At 56.2% G+C, this 13749-nt stretch carries 10 protein-coding genes; 4 read left to right on the top strand and 6 right to left on the bottom strand.

The features are described from left to right. Positions 1 to 6 precede the first annotated feature (6 nt). Positions 7 to 264 carry a hypothetical protein gene (locus MKX63_RS25800; protein WP_341021188.1) on the top strand — a complete coding sequence of 86 codons (258 nt, stop codon included), beginning with the start codon at positions 7 to 9 and terminating at the stop codon, positions 262 to 264. Here the strand turns inward: MKX63_RS25800 and MKX63_RS25795 are convergent. The 5 genes from MKX63_RS25795 to MKX63_RS25775 form a co-directional block, all read right to left on the bottom strand. Continuing rightward, entirely contained in the window at positions 237 to 1337 is a 1101-nt protein-coding gene (locus MKX63_RS25795) for a GerAB/ArcD/ProY family transporter (RefSeq protein WP_341021186.1), read from the bottom strand. The two genes, MKX63_RS25800 and MKX63_RS25795, sit on opposite strands and share 28 nt — an antisense overlap. A gap of 40 nt (positions 1338 to 1377) precedes the next feature. Next, the gene (locus MKX63_RS25790; RefSeq protein ID WP_341021184.1) at positions 1378 to 2580 is read right to left on the bottom strand and encodes a Ger(x)C family spore germination protein; all 1203 of its coding nucleotides are present in this window, start codon (positions 2578 to 2580) and stop codon (positions 1378 to 1380) included. Further along, positions 2570 to 4237: a spore germination protein gene (locus tag MKX63_RS25785; protein WP_341021182.1), complete on the bottom strand. Its 1668-nt coding sequence runs from the start codon at positions 4235 to 4237 to the stop codon at positions 2570 to 2572. Before MKX63_RS25785 ends, MKX63_RS25790 begins: the two co-directional genes overlap by 11 nt. 167 nt (positions 4238 to 4404) lie before the next feature. Then, entirely contained in the window at positions 4405 to 5241 is an 837-nt protein-coding gene (gene dapF / locus MKX63_RS25780) for a diaminopimelate epimerase (protein WP_341021180.1), read from the bottom strand. A 115-nt stretch (positions 5242 to 5356) separates the two neighbouring features. Next, positions 5357 to 8167: a calcium-translocating P-type ATPase, SERCA-type gene (locus MKX63_RS25775; protein WP_341021179.1), complete on the bottom strand. Its 2811-nt coding sequence runs from the start codon at positions 8165 to 8167 to the stop codon at positions 5357 to 5359. A 191-nt stretch (positions 8168 to 8358) separates the two neighbouring features. On the opposite strand from MKX63_RS25775, the gene MKX63_RS25770 reads away from it, so the two are divergent. The 3 genes from MKX63_RS25770 to MKX63_RS25760 all read left to right on the top strand — a co-directional run bounded on the left by MKX63_RS25770 (position 8359) and on the right by MKX63_RS25760 (position 12364). Next, entirely contained in the window at positions 8359 to 10245 is a 1887-nt protein-coding gene (locus tag MKX63_RS25770) for an Rqc2 family fibronectin-binding protein (protein WP_341021177.1), read from the top strand. 866 nt (positions 10246 to 11111) lie between these two features. Continuing rightward, the gene (locus MKX63_RS25765) at positions 11112 to 11426 is read left to right on the top strand and encodes a helix-turn-helix domain-containing protein (RefSeq protein WP_341018037.1); all 315 of its coding nucleotides are present in this window, start codon (positions 11112 to 11114) and stop codon (positions 11424 to 11426) included. A gap of 5 nt (positions 11427 to 11431) precedes the next feature. Further along, entirely contained in the window at positions 11432 to 12364 is a 933-nt protein-coding gene (locus MKX63_RS25760; protein WP_341021175.1) for an IS3 family transposase, read from the top strand. Between the two features lie 450 nt (positions 12365 to 12814). Here MKX63_RS25760 and MKX63_RS25755 read toward each other — a convergent pair whose 3' ends face one another. After that, positions 12815 to 13726, bottom strand: a complete 912-nt coding sequence (locus MKX63_RS25755) for a PHP domain-containing protein (protein ID WP_341021173.1) — start codon at positions 13724 to 13726, stop codon at positions 12815 to 12817. Between the last annotated feature and the right edge of the window lie 23 nt (positions 13727 to 13749).

Genomic DNA, 13749 nt, shown 5'->3' with positions numbered 1-13749 from the left:
GCATAAATGAAGAAAAAAACAAGAAAACTGCTGCTGCGCAAATATACCGTAATTCTCCTGCTGTCGGCGCTTTCGCTGCTGTACCTGTACCTGCTGGACTTGATGCTCGGCTACGGCGCGGAGAATATCCGCTATATTCTGAATTATCTGCTCTATACTACCTCGGAGAAGCTGACTGCCGCTGTGCTGGTGCTGCTGCTGATTGTGCCGGATGCCATCTATTGGGTGAGCGGCCGTCAGCCCGGCCGGGGAGCGGAGAAATGATCACGCACCGCCGTTACAATGACCAGCAGCACCGGAATGACTATCATTAAATAAGGATACACCCTGTACAGCAGGGTCCCGCCCTCATCGAGATGTTCAATGAAGCTGCGTGCATCCAGCATGGAGGTGAAGAGGATGATCAGTCCGCAGGGATAGAGCATTCTCCGGTACGGCAGCTTGAACAGGTCCGAGATTCCGATCAGCGCGGCAGCGAAGAAGACGGCCATTTTGAAAAACACCCCGATGATCAGTACCATAACCACGAAAATGTCCACCCGCTGGATGATATCCGAAATGGAAATCTTGCTGATCGTCGGCATCAGCGGGAGCGGCGAGCGCTCTACAATGTCAGCACCCAGAACCGAAACATTCAGAGCCATCGTGAAGCTGAGCAGCAGCGCGGAGAATACCATGGCGGCGGCGATGATCCAGGGCCCTTTTTTGACACTGGACAGATACGGCATCAGCATAGTGAAGCACACCATCTCCCCGAAAGGAAACATATAATTCTGATGAATCACCGAGCTAAGCACAGGCTGGAAGCCATTCTCCAGTACAGGCAACAGTCTGTGCAGATTGATTGTACCGGAGAGTATCAGCATCACTGTCCCGAACAGGCCGATTCCCAGAACGACAAATGCGAATACCATGGACGTTCTGCTCAGTACCTCTATCCCCTTATGCAGCACATATGCTCCCGAGAGCAGCATCAGGGCGCTTAAGATGAACAGCGGAGTATTGTGCATGGTCGACATTGCAAGCATAGTGCTGCCATCGCGCAGATCCCGGGCGGCCAGGTTTATGTAGAGAACAATGTAGAGCAGGCCTACCGGTGCCCCGATATATTTTCCGAGAATTTGCCGTGTATAGGCTGTAAAAGGCTGGTCCGGGTGCTTGCGGTACAGATAGGCGTATCCCGTGAACATGATCAGCCCCGCCGCGCAGCCGATCAGGATGGAGAGCCAGGCATCACGGCCTGCCCCCATTCCCAGATTAACCACCAGCGCCGTGCCCAGCTCGAACAGCACCGTCAGGCTGAAGAATTCGCCGAGTCCGATTTTGACCTTACCCATATTTCGTGGACCTCCTCACCCGGTTACCCTACCGGCAGACTTAATGAATCTGAAAAGAGTTGCTGCGCATATCCGTATGCCGGATGACCACATCCGCATCGAACCGGATCTCACAGTCAGCGAATACATTCTCCCAGTGGTCCCTGACCTTCTTCCAGCCGCGCGGGTCCTTCCGCTGCAATGCCCGTCCGAAGCCGAGATAATCGCTGCCCATTTCTTTGGCGGTGGTTATAGCTGCCTGGACATGCTTCACGCTTTCTTTTATAAGCCGGTCTGACAGCTCTTTCAGCACTTTAGGCGAGGTAAGATCGAGCGGACCCGGAGCCTCCTTGAGCGCTGCCTGCTGAGTGATCTTGACCGTAAAGACCGGATGCTCCGGGTCAGACGACTCGACTGCAAGCGACACCTGGGACTGATAGACATTGAAGGAGAGATAATTGCCCTCCTGCTGCTTGAGCAGAACCGGGAACTCTTTGATCCGATTATGCAAAAGAACGGTGCCCAGTGCAGCGTCACCCGTAAGCCAGCCCTTCAGCTTGTCATCCTTGAACGCCGCCAGGGAGGAGACTCTCAGGATCGACCCGGGTTCGATATTCTTCAGGCTGTCATTGCTGCCCGATGCCGGAGTCCACCCTCCTCTCGTGTATACCCCGTTGATCACCGGACCGCCTCCTCTGATCTCAATTCCCCGGATCACATCGTCTACGGCCATGCGGAAGTTATACCCGAACTGCTTGGAGGTCGTCTCCAGCTTTTCCACCAGATCATTGGCCGGGATTTTGCTGAATACAGTCATTGTGGACATGATCTCACGCGCAGGCTGTCCCTTGGAGATGAAGATCAGGCTGTTCAGCCGGGTATCGCTCTCCCGCTCCAGCACATCCAGAAGATCCTTGATGCCTTCGCGGGCGAAGACCTCCGAGATCACCAGCACCCGCACATGGCCCAGAGAGAGGAAGCGTGCCGTCTGGCGGGAAGCATCTGCGAGCGCCTCGAACATCGTACGGCCTGCACCTGTGTACAGCGCAACCGGTGATATGCCTCTGCTTTTCTCTCCGGAGATTTCCTCCGCTACTATCACTTGAAAAGACAGCTTGTACCGCTCAGCCTCAGAGTCGCCTTTATCGATCGCTACCCCCGAGACAATCGCCCGCCGGTTGAGTTCAACACTGTCCCAGCAGCCGGTAAGCAGCAGCATTGGAAGGATAAGCATCAGCCCCAGACGGAAAATTCTATTCTTCACGGTTCTCCTCCTTAGCCCTGGCATTCTTGCGGATTAACGGGGGCAACTGCTCCTCATGACCGGTCGTTAACAGCATATAATCCGGCATTTCTTCGCGCATCTGTGCCGGCGGCTTGTCCGGCCCGATCAGCCAGAGCGGCATTCTGAACAGCGTGTCCTTCTGCCCTTTAATGGAGAGCGGCACGAAGGGGAAGAGATAAGGAACGCCGAAGGATCTCAGGCTGCTCATATGCGCCACCAGCAGGATCAGGCCCAGTGTAATTCCATAGAAGCCGAATATACTGGCCATGATCAGAAAAGCAAACCGGATAATTCTCCCGGCAATCGCCAGGTTGTACGCCGGAAGCGCAAAGCTGGCAATCCCGGTCAACGCCACTACGATGACCATGATAGGTGCAATAATCCCGGCCTCGACCACCGCCGTTCCCAGGATAAGCGCACCGACCACAGAGACCGTCTGCCCGATGGCGCGCGGCATACGTACTCCGGCTTCGCGCAGGATTTCAAAGGCCAGCTCCATCAAGAGCAGCTCCACAAAGGCCGGGAACGGCACATTCTCCCGCTGGGAGAGCAGGTTGATCAGCAGCGTGGTCGGAATCATCTCATAATGATAGGTAGTCAGCGCAAGGTACACCGAAGGCCCCAGAATCAGCACGAGGAAGCTCAAATAACGGACCAGCCGCATCAATATGGTAATATCGAACCGCTGGGAATAATCCTCGGCAGATTGAAAAAATTGTGTAAACACCGCAGGAAGAATCAGCACAAACGGCGTGCCGTCCACAATAATGACCACCCGGCCTTCGAGCAGATTACCCGCAGCCACATCCGGCCGTTCCGTGTTGTAGATTGTCGGAAAAGGTGTGAATGTCTTGTCCTGGATTAATTCCTCAATGTACCCGGATTCCAGAATCTCATTCATGACAATTTTGTTCAGCCGGTCTCTGGCTTCATGGATCAGATCCTCCCCCGCAATCCCTTCCATGTACATCAGTGCTACATGGGTATGGGTCTCAGAGCCGATTTTCATGACTTCCAGGCGCAGCTTGGCGGATTTAATTCTGCGGCGGATCAGCGAGATGTTCGTGGCCACCGACTCGACGAATCCGTCCTTTGGCCCCCGGACCACGAGCTGGGAGGATGGCTCACTGACCGCCCGCTGCTCCCCGCCCCTGGTCCCGCACAGAATTGCTGCCCGGCAGCCCTCCAGCAAAATTACTGTGTCCCCGGAGAGAATAGCAAGCATGATCTCCTTCCAATCCTCCTGCAGCTCCGCGTTACCTATCTCCATAGCGCGGCTAAGGATCTGCTGCGGGAGCGAAGCTTGTTCCCGGGGACTGTCAGCGCCGCCAGCCGTGCTGCCGGGGAACAGCTCCTCCGTATGATTCAAGAGCGAGCCCAGCACGAATTCATTCACAGCCGCAGAGTCCGCCAGCCCGCTCAGATGAACAGCGGCCGCTTCCAGCCGGCGTTCTCCTCCGATCTGGATTCTGCGAATCTGAAGATCCGGGCTGTCACCAAGCTCCGTCTGAATGTGGAGCAGACTTTGAGCGACCGTATCTGCAAGACCCAAGGGAACGCCGCTCTGCGGCCGTACCGATTCCGGTGCAGTCTCTGCTCCCGCCTTCTGTGTTTTTCGGTTGGACCCTGATTTCATACCCGCTCCTCCTCCCTGATTCCATACAGGGTTCTATTATTCGCGGATATGCCTGCCATTATTCGGCTTTTCTTTCATGCTCAGGCTCATACTGGCTCTGAATTACATTAAAAATCCCCTGCATCTGACATGCAGGGGATTGCAAATAGTTCCATGGGAATCAGATATCAGATGTTCACTGAGCCGGTGTATACCACCTGGGCCGGGCCGGTCATATAGACATGATTGTCTTCCTCGTTCCATTCGATGAACAAGTCGCCGCCCTTCAGGCTGATGACCGCCGAGCGGTCCGTCACTCCGTTCAGCACGGAGGAGACCAGAGTCGCGCAGGCGCCTGTTCCACAGGCCAGGGTAGGACCGGCTCCGCGTTCCCAGACGCGCATATCCACGTGGCTGCGGTTCACCACGGTGGCGAATTCCACATTCACTTTGCGCGGGAAGAGCGGGTGAACCTCCAGCTTCGGTCCCCAGACAGCAAGATCGAACGTTACGGCATCATCCACATAAATGACCGCATGCGGATTCCCCATGGAGACTGCGGTGAATCTGAACGCTGTGCCGTCCGCTTCAATCGGCTGGTCCAGCACAGGCTCCGCGTCAATCGCTACAGGAATCTGCAGTCCGGACAGAACCGGCTCGCCCATATCCACCGTCACGCTCTCCACGATCCCGTCCTTCACCTTCAGGGATACCTTCTGTTCTCCGGCGCCAATCGTCTCAATGACAATCTGCTCCGATTCCACCAGACCATGCTCATATACATATTTGGATACACAGCGGATTGCATTACCGCATTGCTCAGCCTCAGAGCCGTCAGAATTCATGATACGCATCATGTAGTCACCGCGCTGCGAAGGGAGAATGTACACCAGTCCGTCTGCGCCGATGCCGAAGAACCGGTTGCACAGCGTAACTGCCAGCTCCGGGGCATTGCCCGGCAGCTCTTCCTCGCCGAATACGATAATAAAATCATTGCCCAATCCGTGCATTTTAGTAAATTCCATTGTCAGGTCCACTCCTATAAGTAATCTCAGCTATTTTCACATTCCTGATTCATCATAAACCAAGCTTCTCAGTGAAACCAGCATACCTTATAGGAGTGGAGTGAAGCTATTGATTTTATGCTGAAAACTTTGTACTTTTTATCATCTGGCGTCCGCCGCTGCGGCTGCGGTTCTTCTTGCCGCCCCAGACGCTGCCCGCTCCCATCAGGAAGGTCGGGATTCCGGACATCACCAGCACCAGGCACCATTCACGGAAGCTGAGCGGAACGGTCTTGAACACCGGCTGAAGCAGAGGGAGATACATAACAGCAAGCATTAACAGGACAGAGGACAGGACCGCCAGGACCAGATATCTGTTCTGGAACGGATTCCGGTAGAAGACCGAACGCGAGCTGCGGCAGTCGAACACATGAATGAGCTGAGCCATCACAAGGGTGGCAAAAGCAACCGACTGCGCGCGGATCAACTGCTGCGCGCTGCCTGGATCAATCCGCAGCGTGAGCCAGAAGGCGGCCAGCGTACAGAGGCCGATCAGCAGCCCGCGGCTGACAATCTTCCAGCCCAGCCGCCGGGCAAAGATGTTTTCTTTCGCACCGCGCGGCTTGTGCTCCATCAGATCCTTCTCCGGCTGGTCCACGCCCAGCGCCATTGCAGGCAAGCCGTCTGTAACCAGATTGACCCACAGAATCTGGATCGGAACCAGCGGCAGCGGCAGCCCGAGCATCATGGCGAAGAACATGGTCAGAATCTCGCCGACATTCGAGGCCAGCAGGTACCGGATGAACTTGCGGATATTCTCGTAGATATTCCGTCCCTCTTCAATGGCGGCCACGATGGTCGAGAAGTTGTCGTCCCCGAGGACCAGGGCCGAGGCCTCCTTCGTCACATCCGTACCGGTGATTCCCATCGAGATCCCGATATCGGCGGCCTTAATTGCAGGCGCATCGTTCACTCCATCGCCAGTCATCGCTACGACATGGCCGTGGCGCTGCAGCGATTTGACGATCCGCAGCTTATGCTCCGGCGATACCCGGGCGTAGACGAATACGCTGTCGGAGACCTTATCCAGTGCATCATCGTCCATCCGGCTAAGCTGGCTGCCGGTCAGAACCGTACCGCCGCGCTGCAGAATGCCAAGCTGATGGGCAATAGCCTCTGCCGTTGTCCCATGGTCGCCGGTAATCATGACTGTCTTGATGCCTGCCCGGCGCGTCACACTGATCGCATCGCGCACTTCCTTGCGCGGCGGATCGATCATCCCGGCCAGACCCACGAAGACAAGCTGGCTCTCCGCTTCCTTTTCGCTGCCGGCCGTTTCTCCGCTCCGCAGATCGCGGTAAGCCATCCCGAGCACACGCAGCGCACCGGAAGCCATCTGTTCATTGGCATCCAGTACCTTCTGGCGCAAGGTCGGCGTGCAGGGCACGACTCCACCCTCCCATAGCATATACGTGCAGCAATTCAGAAGCACATCAGGTGCGCCTTTGGTGCAGATCATCCGGCCGCCGGGGTGATTTACAACTACGGACATCAGCTTACGTTCGGAATCGAACGGAAACTCCGTCTCCCGCGTATAGGTTACGGCAAGCGCCTGGGCAGTTAGTCCCATTTTGGCAGACAAAGCGACCAGTGCACCTTCCGTAGGATCGCCCTTCAGTTCCCAGACCGGCTGGGCATTAGCCGCTTTATCCGCTTCTGCGCCTTTGCCTTTCTTTTTGCTGCGCGCATCGGAGATGCTCTCATAGATCTCTGCGTTGCTGCATAATGCACCTACCTGAAGCATGCGCCGGAGACTCTGGTCATTTTTTAGATCAATAGGCCGGCCGTTACGCAGTACACTCCCTACCGGAGCATAACCCTCCCCTGATACCTCAAGAGTCCGTCCGGCGTTCCAGAGCTGGGTGACCGTCATTTTGTTCTGTGTCAGGGTTCCTGTCTTATCCGAGCAGATGACTGAGGCGCAGCCCAGCGTCTCTACCGAAGGCAGCTTGCGGACAATCGCCTTGCGCTTGATCATCCGCTGGACACCCAGGGCGAGCGCAATCGTCACAATGGCCGGAAGCCCTTCAGGAATAGCTGCCACCGCCAGGCTCACCCCGGCCAGGAACATCGCCGTTGCCGGCTGGCCATGCATAATTCCTGCCAGGACTACGACAATAGTCAGCCCCAGTGAGACATAGATCAGGATCTTGCCGAGCTGCTCCAGACGGTGCTGCAGCGGAGTCTCCTGGGATTCCGTATTCTGGATCAGATCGGCGATCTTGCCCATCTCCGTAGCCATACCGGTGCGGATGACCACGGCCCGCCCGGTTCCCCGGGTGACCATCGTACCCATGAAGCCGATATTCTTCTGATCGCCCAGCGGGATGTCTTCGGCATAGATCGCCGAGGCATGCTTGGAGACCGGCAGCGACTCCCCCGTCAACGCCGACTCTTCGGCATAGATGCTGCTGCACTGCAGCCAGCGGACATCTGCCGGTATCCGGTCCCCGCTCTCCAGCAGGACGATATCTCCGGGGACCAGCATTCTGGCGGGCAGCACCTCCTGCTTCCCGCCGCGCATTACTTTGGCCGTAGGCGCAGAGAGCTGCTTCAGTGCTCTTAACGAACGCTCGGCGCGGAACTCCTGCACGAATCCGAGTACCCCGTTAAGCAGAATAATCGCGATAATCGTAATGGCGTCTAAATATTCGCCGAGCAGGCCGGATACCAGTGTCGCCCCCATCAGCACCAGTACCATGAAATCCTTGAACTGATTGAGCAGCAGTGTAAAAGGTGACACCCTTTTGCCCTCAGACAGCTCATTGTACCCGCTCTCTTTCCGTCTTGCGGCGGCATCCTCGGCGCTTAACCCCGTTCCCGGCTGAACGCCGAACATCTCCTGCAGCTCCTCTGCACCGAGCCGGTGCCAGCTTTTTTGTTCCATAACTAATCTTTCCCCTCCCGGTCGTTTCTTGACTTCCGGCGGCGCACAGCTTTTCCACCTGTTCATGTCCAAGTGTATTCATGGTCGTCCCAAAATATCACTGCATCTAGGCTTATCCTTTTGCGCGAACCGGTAAAAGTATGGCATCATAGAGGGAGTAATTCATTATCAGGCGACAGGAGAACCTTATCATGGCATTAGACGGCATTGTTACCCAAGCGATCGTGCATGAGCTTCAGCCCTTCATCGGTGCACGCATCGGCAAAATATATCAACCCAGCACACATGACCTCATCTTCACCCTGCGCGGTGCGGGCGGCGGCGGCAAGCTGTTGCTGTCGGCAAACCCGACCTACCCCCGGCTGCACCTGACCGAGAGAAGCAGCATCAATCCGGCGGAAGCGCCGATGTTCTGCATGCTGATGCGCAAGCATTGTGAAGGCGGCACCATCGAGAGCATCACCCAGGTGGGGCTTGAACGGATTATTCATATCACCGTCAGAACCCGGGATGAGCTGGGGGATGTCTCCGCCAAAAAAATCATCATCGAGCTGATGGGACGCCACAGCAATATCATTCTGACTGAGCTGGCCACGGGGACGATTATCGACGGCATTCATCATGTTACCCCGTCGATCAGCAGCTACCGGGTCGTTATGCCGGGTGCGGCCTATACCCAGCCGCCGCAGCAGCATAAGCTGAATCCCCTGCAGATCAGCCAGCCCGACTTCCTGACCCTCCTGGCAACGGCAGAGGAAGCGGCCCGTTACGCCGCCGAGCATCCGCAGGAGCCGGAGGAGGAGTTGATCGAGGGCGAGATCGCAGCATTGCTGGCCTCGCTTGAGGCCCCGCAGGCTGACGGCTCGGGCGGCCCGGCCCCTTCAGCCGATCCGGCCGGCTGGCTGGTTCACGCCTTCAGCGGCCTGAGTCCGCTGATCGCCGGGGAAATTCTATACCGGTACAAAGAGTTGAGCGGTGAAGCTGAAGGTTACAGCAGCGGAATGGATAAGCCTGAACAGCTCTGGGAAGCCTTCCAATCGGTCATGGAACCTGTAAGCAAGCAGGAATTCGCTCCGGTCACTGGCTGGAACGCCAAGGGCAAGCCGGTCTTCTCAGCCATTCCGCTGAAGCTGATGAGCGGGAATGTGAAGCATTACAGCTCCATAAGCCTGTGCCTGGAGGATTATTACGGGGACAAAGCGGAGAAGGATACCGTTAAGCAACGGGTCAGCGACCTGATCCGCTTCCTCAGCAACGAGCGCAGCAAGAACATCAAGAAGCTGGCTAACCTGCAAAAGGATCTGAACGAAGCCGAGGATGCAGACCAGTTCCGCATCTGGGGCGAGCTGCTGTTCGCTTCCCTGCACACCGTGAACAAAGGCGACAAGCAAGCAAAACTAGTAAACTACTATGATGAGAATCAGGCGGAGATTACCGTTCCGCTTGACCCGCTGCTCAGCCCTACGGACAATGCACAGCGGTATTTCAAGAAATACAACAAATACAAGAACAGCCTGCGGGTGATCGGCGAGCAGGTTAAGAAGACGCACGAAGAGATCGCCTATATGGAGCTGCTGCTCCAGCAATTGGCTCATGCCTCACTGAATGACATCGAGGAGATCCGTGAGGAGCTGGTCAGCCAGGGCTATCTGCGCGACCGCAGCAAGAAAGGCAAGAAGAAAAAGAAGGCAGCCAGACCCACGCTGCAGGTTTTCACCTCCTCTGAAGGGGTGGACATCTATGTCGGCAAAAACAATCTGCAAAACGAATATGTCACCAACCGGCTCGCCGCGCCGAACGATACCTGGCTGCATACCAAGGATATTCCCGGCTCACATGTGGTGATCCGCAGCGAGGAGTTCGGCGATGCCACCCTGGAGGAAGCCGCCCAGCTCGCCGCCTACTTCAGCCAGGCCAAGCAATCCAGCAGCGTGCCGGTGGACTGCACCCTCATCCGTTACGTGCGCAAGCCAAGCGGTGCCAAGCCGGGCTTCGTCATCTACGATCATCAGCGCACACTCTTCGTCACACCGGATGAAGAGCGGATCAAACAGCTGCCGAATGTGCTGCGAAGTTAGGACACCAGTAGTCTGCAAAACATCGGGCTCGCACGAAGGCGCATGGGGCAGATGTATGCGGAAAACAGCATGCAATCGGCTCGCGTGAAGGCGCGTGTTCCAATTGTGTGCGAAAACAGCATACAATCGACTCGTATGAAGGCGCGTGGGCCAGATGTATGTGGAAAAACAGCATACATTCGGCTCGTGTGAAGGCGCGTGGGCCCAATGTATGTGGAAAACAGCATACATTCGGCTCGCGTGAAGGCGCGTGGGCCCAATGTATGCGGAAAACAGCATACATTCGGCTCGTGTGAAGGCGCATGGGTCAGATGTATGCGGAAAACAGCATGCAATCGGCTCGCGTGAAGGCGCATGGGCCAGATGTATGTGGAAAACAGCATACATTCGGCTCGCTCAGGGCTCATGGGCCCAATGTATGCGGAAAACAGCATACATTCGGCTAGCATTGAAGGCGCGTGGGCCCAATGTATGCGGAAAACAGCATACATTCGGCTCGCGTGAAGGCGCATGGGCCAGATGTATGTGGAAAACAGCATACATTCTGCATTCGGCTCGTGTGAAGGCACGTGGGCCAATTGTGTGCGGAAAAAAGCATACAATCGGCTCGCATTGAAGGCGCGTGGGCCCAATGTATGTGGAAAAACAGCATACATTCGGCTCGTGTGAAGGCGCCTGGGCCCAATGTATGCGGAAAACAGCATACATTCGGCTCGCGTGAAGGCGCGTGGGCCAGATGTATGTGGAAAACAGCATACATTCGGCTCGCGTGAAGGCGCGTGGGCCCAATGCTCCACAGCCCCCTAAAGAAGTTGGAGTCCTCCCCCACAAAAATGTAGACTAGAAACAGGAGGAGGATGAACGGTATGGGACACTTAACAGGAACAAGAGAGAAAGCCGCGCAAGAGGTGTTGTCTGGCATTAAGGCAGCGGTGGTTGCCCGAAAGTATGGGGTGACCCCATCGACGGTGAATCAGTGGGTGAGAGATTACCGCGAAGCCCATGGGGAACAAGAGCATCCGTATCCCCAGGAGCAGGTGGAGGAATTGAAGCGCCTCCTGGATGTGGAGCAGAAATACGAGAAGGCGATCAAGATCCTCGGTGAAAAGGAGTTAGAGATCGAGATTCTGCGTGAACTGCTAAAAAAGCCAACCCCTGCTTATCCGAAAAAATCGAGATAGCCGAGATGTTCATTAAGCAGGGGAATACCGCAGCGTTGGTACTCCGTCTCGTGGGGCTCGCAGAGTCTACGTATTACGACCGTAAGAAACGCAAGTCACAGGAGCCACAGGCCGTACCTCAGGGACGCGGAAGACCCGTACCCGGCTACTCCCTGACCGAGTCTGGAGAGAAGATTAGCGACGAGGAAATCCAGGAATGGCTGCTGGAATTAATCGCTGGAGAAGAGCATGTGTACGGATACAAACTGCTGGCCAAGTGCTTGTGGAACCAGCGCGGGCTGAGGCTCAATCACAAGAAAAGCTACCGGCTGTGCCAGGCGCTGGATATCCTGCAGCCGCAGCGCCACAAACGCTTTAAGCATCCCCGCAGGCTGCCGGAGAACCGGGTCATTACCGGAGCAGGCCAGCTCTGGCAGATGGACATTAAGTATGGGTACGTGGCGGGCCGGGACCGGCATTTCTTTGTCCTGAGCATTATCGATGTGTTTACCCGTGTCATCGTCGGCTACCACCGCGGAGCGTCATGTGAGGCCAAGCACGCCTGCCAAACGCTGGGACGCGCCATGGAGCAACACTGCGCCCCTGGCAGCGCACGCCCGGTGATCCGCACCGACAACGGCCCACAGTTCGTCAGCCACCTGTTTGGCGACATGTGTGAAAGCTGGGAAATGACCCATGAACGCATTCCGCCTCGAACGCCAGATTTAAATGCTTTTATTGAATCGTTCCACAGCAATATCGACCGGGATTTGTTCCGAAAAGAGGCCTTCGACACCTTCGAAGAGGCCTATGAAGCCGTGGACCGGTACATGGACTTTTACAACAATCGCAGAATGCATACGAGCCTTCGGAACATGCCGCCAGCTACCTTTGCGGAGTGGGTCCTGACTCTAGAAGACCGCTCCCGCTTCTTCTGGCCGAGAGAAAAAGCGAAATAAAGAGCATAGCTACGACAAGTACCGATTTGATACGGAGGACTCCGGGATAAGGGGGTCGCACCGAATGTATGTGGAAAAACAGCATACATTCGGCTCGTGTGAAGGCGCCTGGGCCCAATGTATGCGGAAAACAGCATACATTCGGCTCGCGTGAAGGCGCGTGGGCCAGATGTATGTGGAAAACAGTATACATTCGGCTCGCTCAGGGCTCATGGGCCCAATGTATGCGGAAAACAGCATACATTCGGCTCGCGTGAAGGCGCATGGGCCAGATGTATGTGGAAAACAGCATACATTCGGCTCGCGTGAAGGCGCGTGGGCCCAATGTATGCGGAAAACCGAACACAATAGCAGGTGCTGCTCTTACTAAAAAACCTCCGTCCTGTAGCGCGCTAAGGGTCGGAGGTTTTTGTGTCTTGTGTCTTGTGTCTTGTGTCTTCTGTCCTGCCGTCAGCCTCTGGCAGCCTTAAGCTGCTCCAGCACAGCGGCAGGCACACTCACACTGCCGATATCCCCGTGGAAAACAACGCCCTGCCGCGCACCATGGAAATCGGAGCCGCCGGTTACCCGCAGGCCGAATTCCGCAGCAAGAGCAAGGTAGCGCTCATGCTCTGCCGGGCCATGGTCGGAATGATATACCTCGATGCCGTCCAGATCACATTGCTCCACAATGCTCCGGACCAGAGCGTCATCCCCGTAGATTCCCGGATGGGCCAGCACCGCCGCACCGCCTGCTTCACGAATCCACTCGCAGGCTGTCACTGGTGTAATACGCGGAGGCGAGACATAAGCCGCCGCCCCTTCGCCCAGATACTTGTCGAAGGCATCCCGCATATCCACGGCTGCACCCAGCCGTACCAGCTCATCCGCAATGTGCGGCCGGCCGATGCTCTCATCAGGCTTCAGCTCCCGGCCCAGCCCTGACACTACCTGCTCCAGGGTGATCGCTATACCCAGTCCGCGCAGCTTCTCCAGAATCGCTTCATTCCGCCCCAGCCGGATTCCCCGCTGCTCCTCCAGGCGGGACAGCAGCAGCTCCTGCTCTATGTCAATATAGTATCCGAGGACGTGGATCTCCTTCCCGCCCTGCCGTGTGCTAATCTCAACACCGGGAACTACAGCAATCCCATACCGCTTACCTGCTTCCACCGCTTCCGCTACACCGCTGACCGTATCATGGTCAGTAATGGCTAATGCTGCTAAGCCGGCCTCATACCCAAGCCGCACATTCTCAGCCGGCGGCTGCATGCCGTCCGAGGCCTGGGTATGGGTGTGCAGGTCGCATCTTCCGGCAGTATCAGCAAGAACCGCTGTAACTAACTCCGCCTCTGATGGACCGCTATGACGCTTATGGTCTGTCATAGAATTCCTCCGTTCTTTTAATT

Origin of the sequence: Paenibacillus sp. FSL R7-0179 (assembly GCF_038002265.1) — a bacterium.
Lineage (GTDB): Bacteria > Bacillota > Bacilli > Paenibacillales > Paenibacillaceae > Paenibacillus_AQ.
This window is presented reverse-complemented; position numbering and strand designations above follow the sequence as displayed.

Coding starts and splice junctions, on each gene's coding strand:
- MKX63_RS25795 (WP_341021186.1), bottom strand. CDS start 1,337: ATGGGTAAGGTCAAAATCGGACTCGGCGAATTCTTCAGCCTGACGGTG.
- MKX63_RS25775 (WP_341021179.1), bottom strand. CDS start 8,167: ATGGAACAAAAAAGCTGGCACCGGCTCGGTGCAGAGGAGCTGCAGGAG.
- dapF (WP_341021180.1), bottom strand. CDS start 5,241: ATGGAATTTACTAAAATGCACGGATTGGGCAATGATTTTATTATCGTA.
- MKX63_RS25760 (WP_341021175.1), top strand. CDS start 11,432: ATGTTCATTAAGCAGGGGAATACCGCAGCGTTGGTACTCCGTCTCGTG.
- MKX63_RS25785 (WP_341021182.1), bottom strand. CDS start 4,237: ATGAAATCAGGGTCCAACCGAAAAACACAGAAGGCGGGAGCAGAGACT.
- MKX63_RS25755 (WP_341021173.1), bottom strand. CDS start 13,726: ATGACAGACCATAAGCGTCATAGCGGTCCATCAGAGGCGGAGTTAGTT.
- MKX63_RS25770 (WP_341021177.1), top strand. CDS start 8,359: ATGGCATTAGACGGCATTGTTACCCAAGCGATCGTGCATGAGCTTCAG.
- MKX63_RS25765 (WP_341018037.1), top strand. CDS start 11,112: ATGGGACACTTAACAGGAACAAGAGAGAAAGCCGCGCAAGAGGTGTTG.
- MKX63_RS25800 (WP_341021188.1), top strand. CDS start 7: ATGAAGAAAAAAACAAGAAAACTGCTGCTGCGCAAATATACCGTAATT.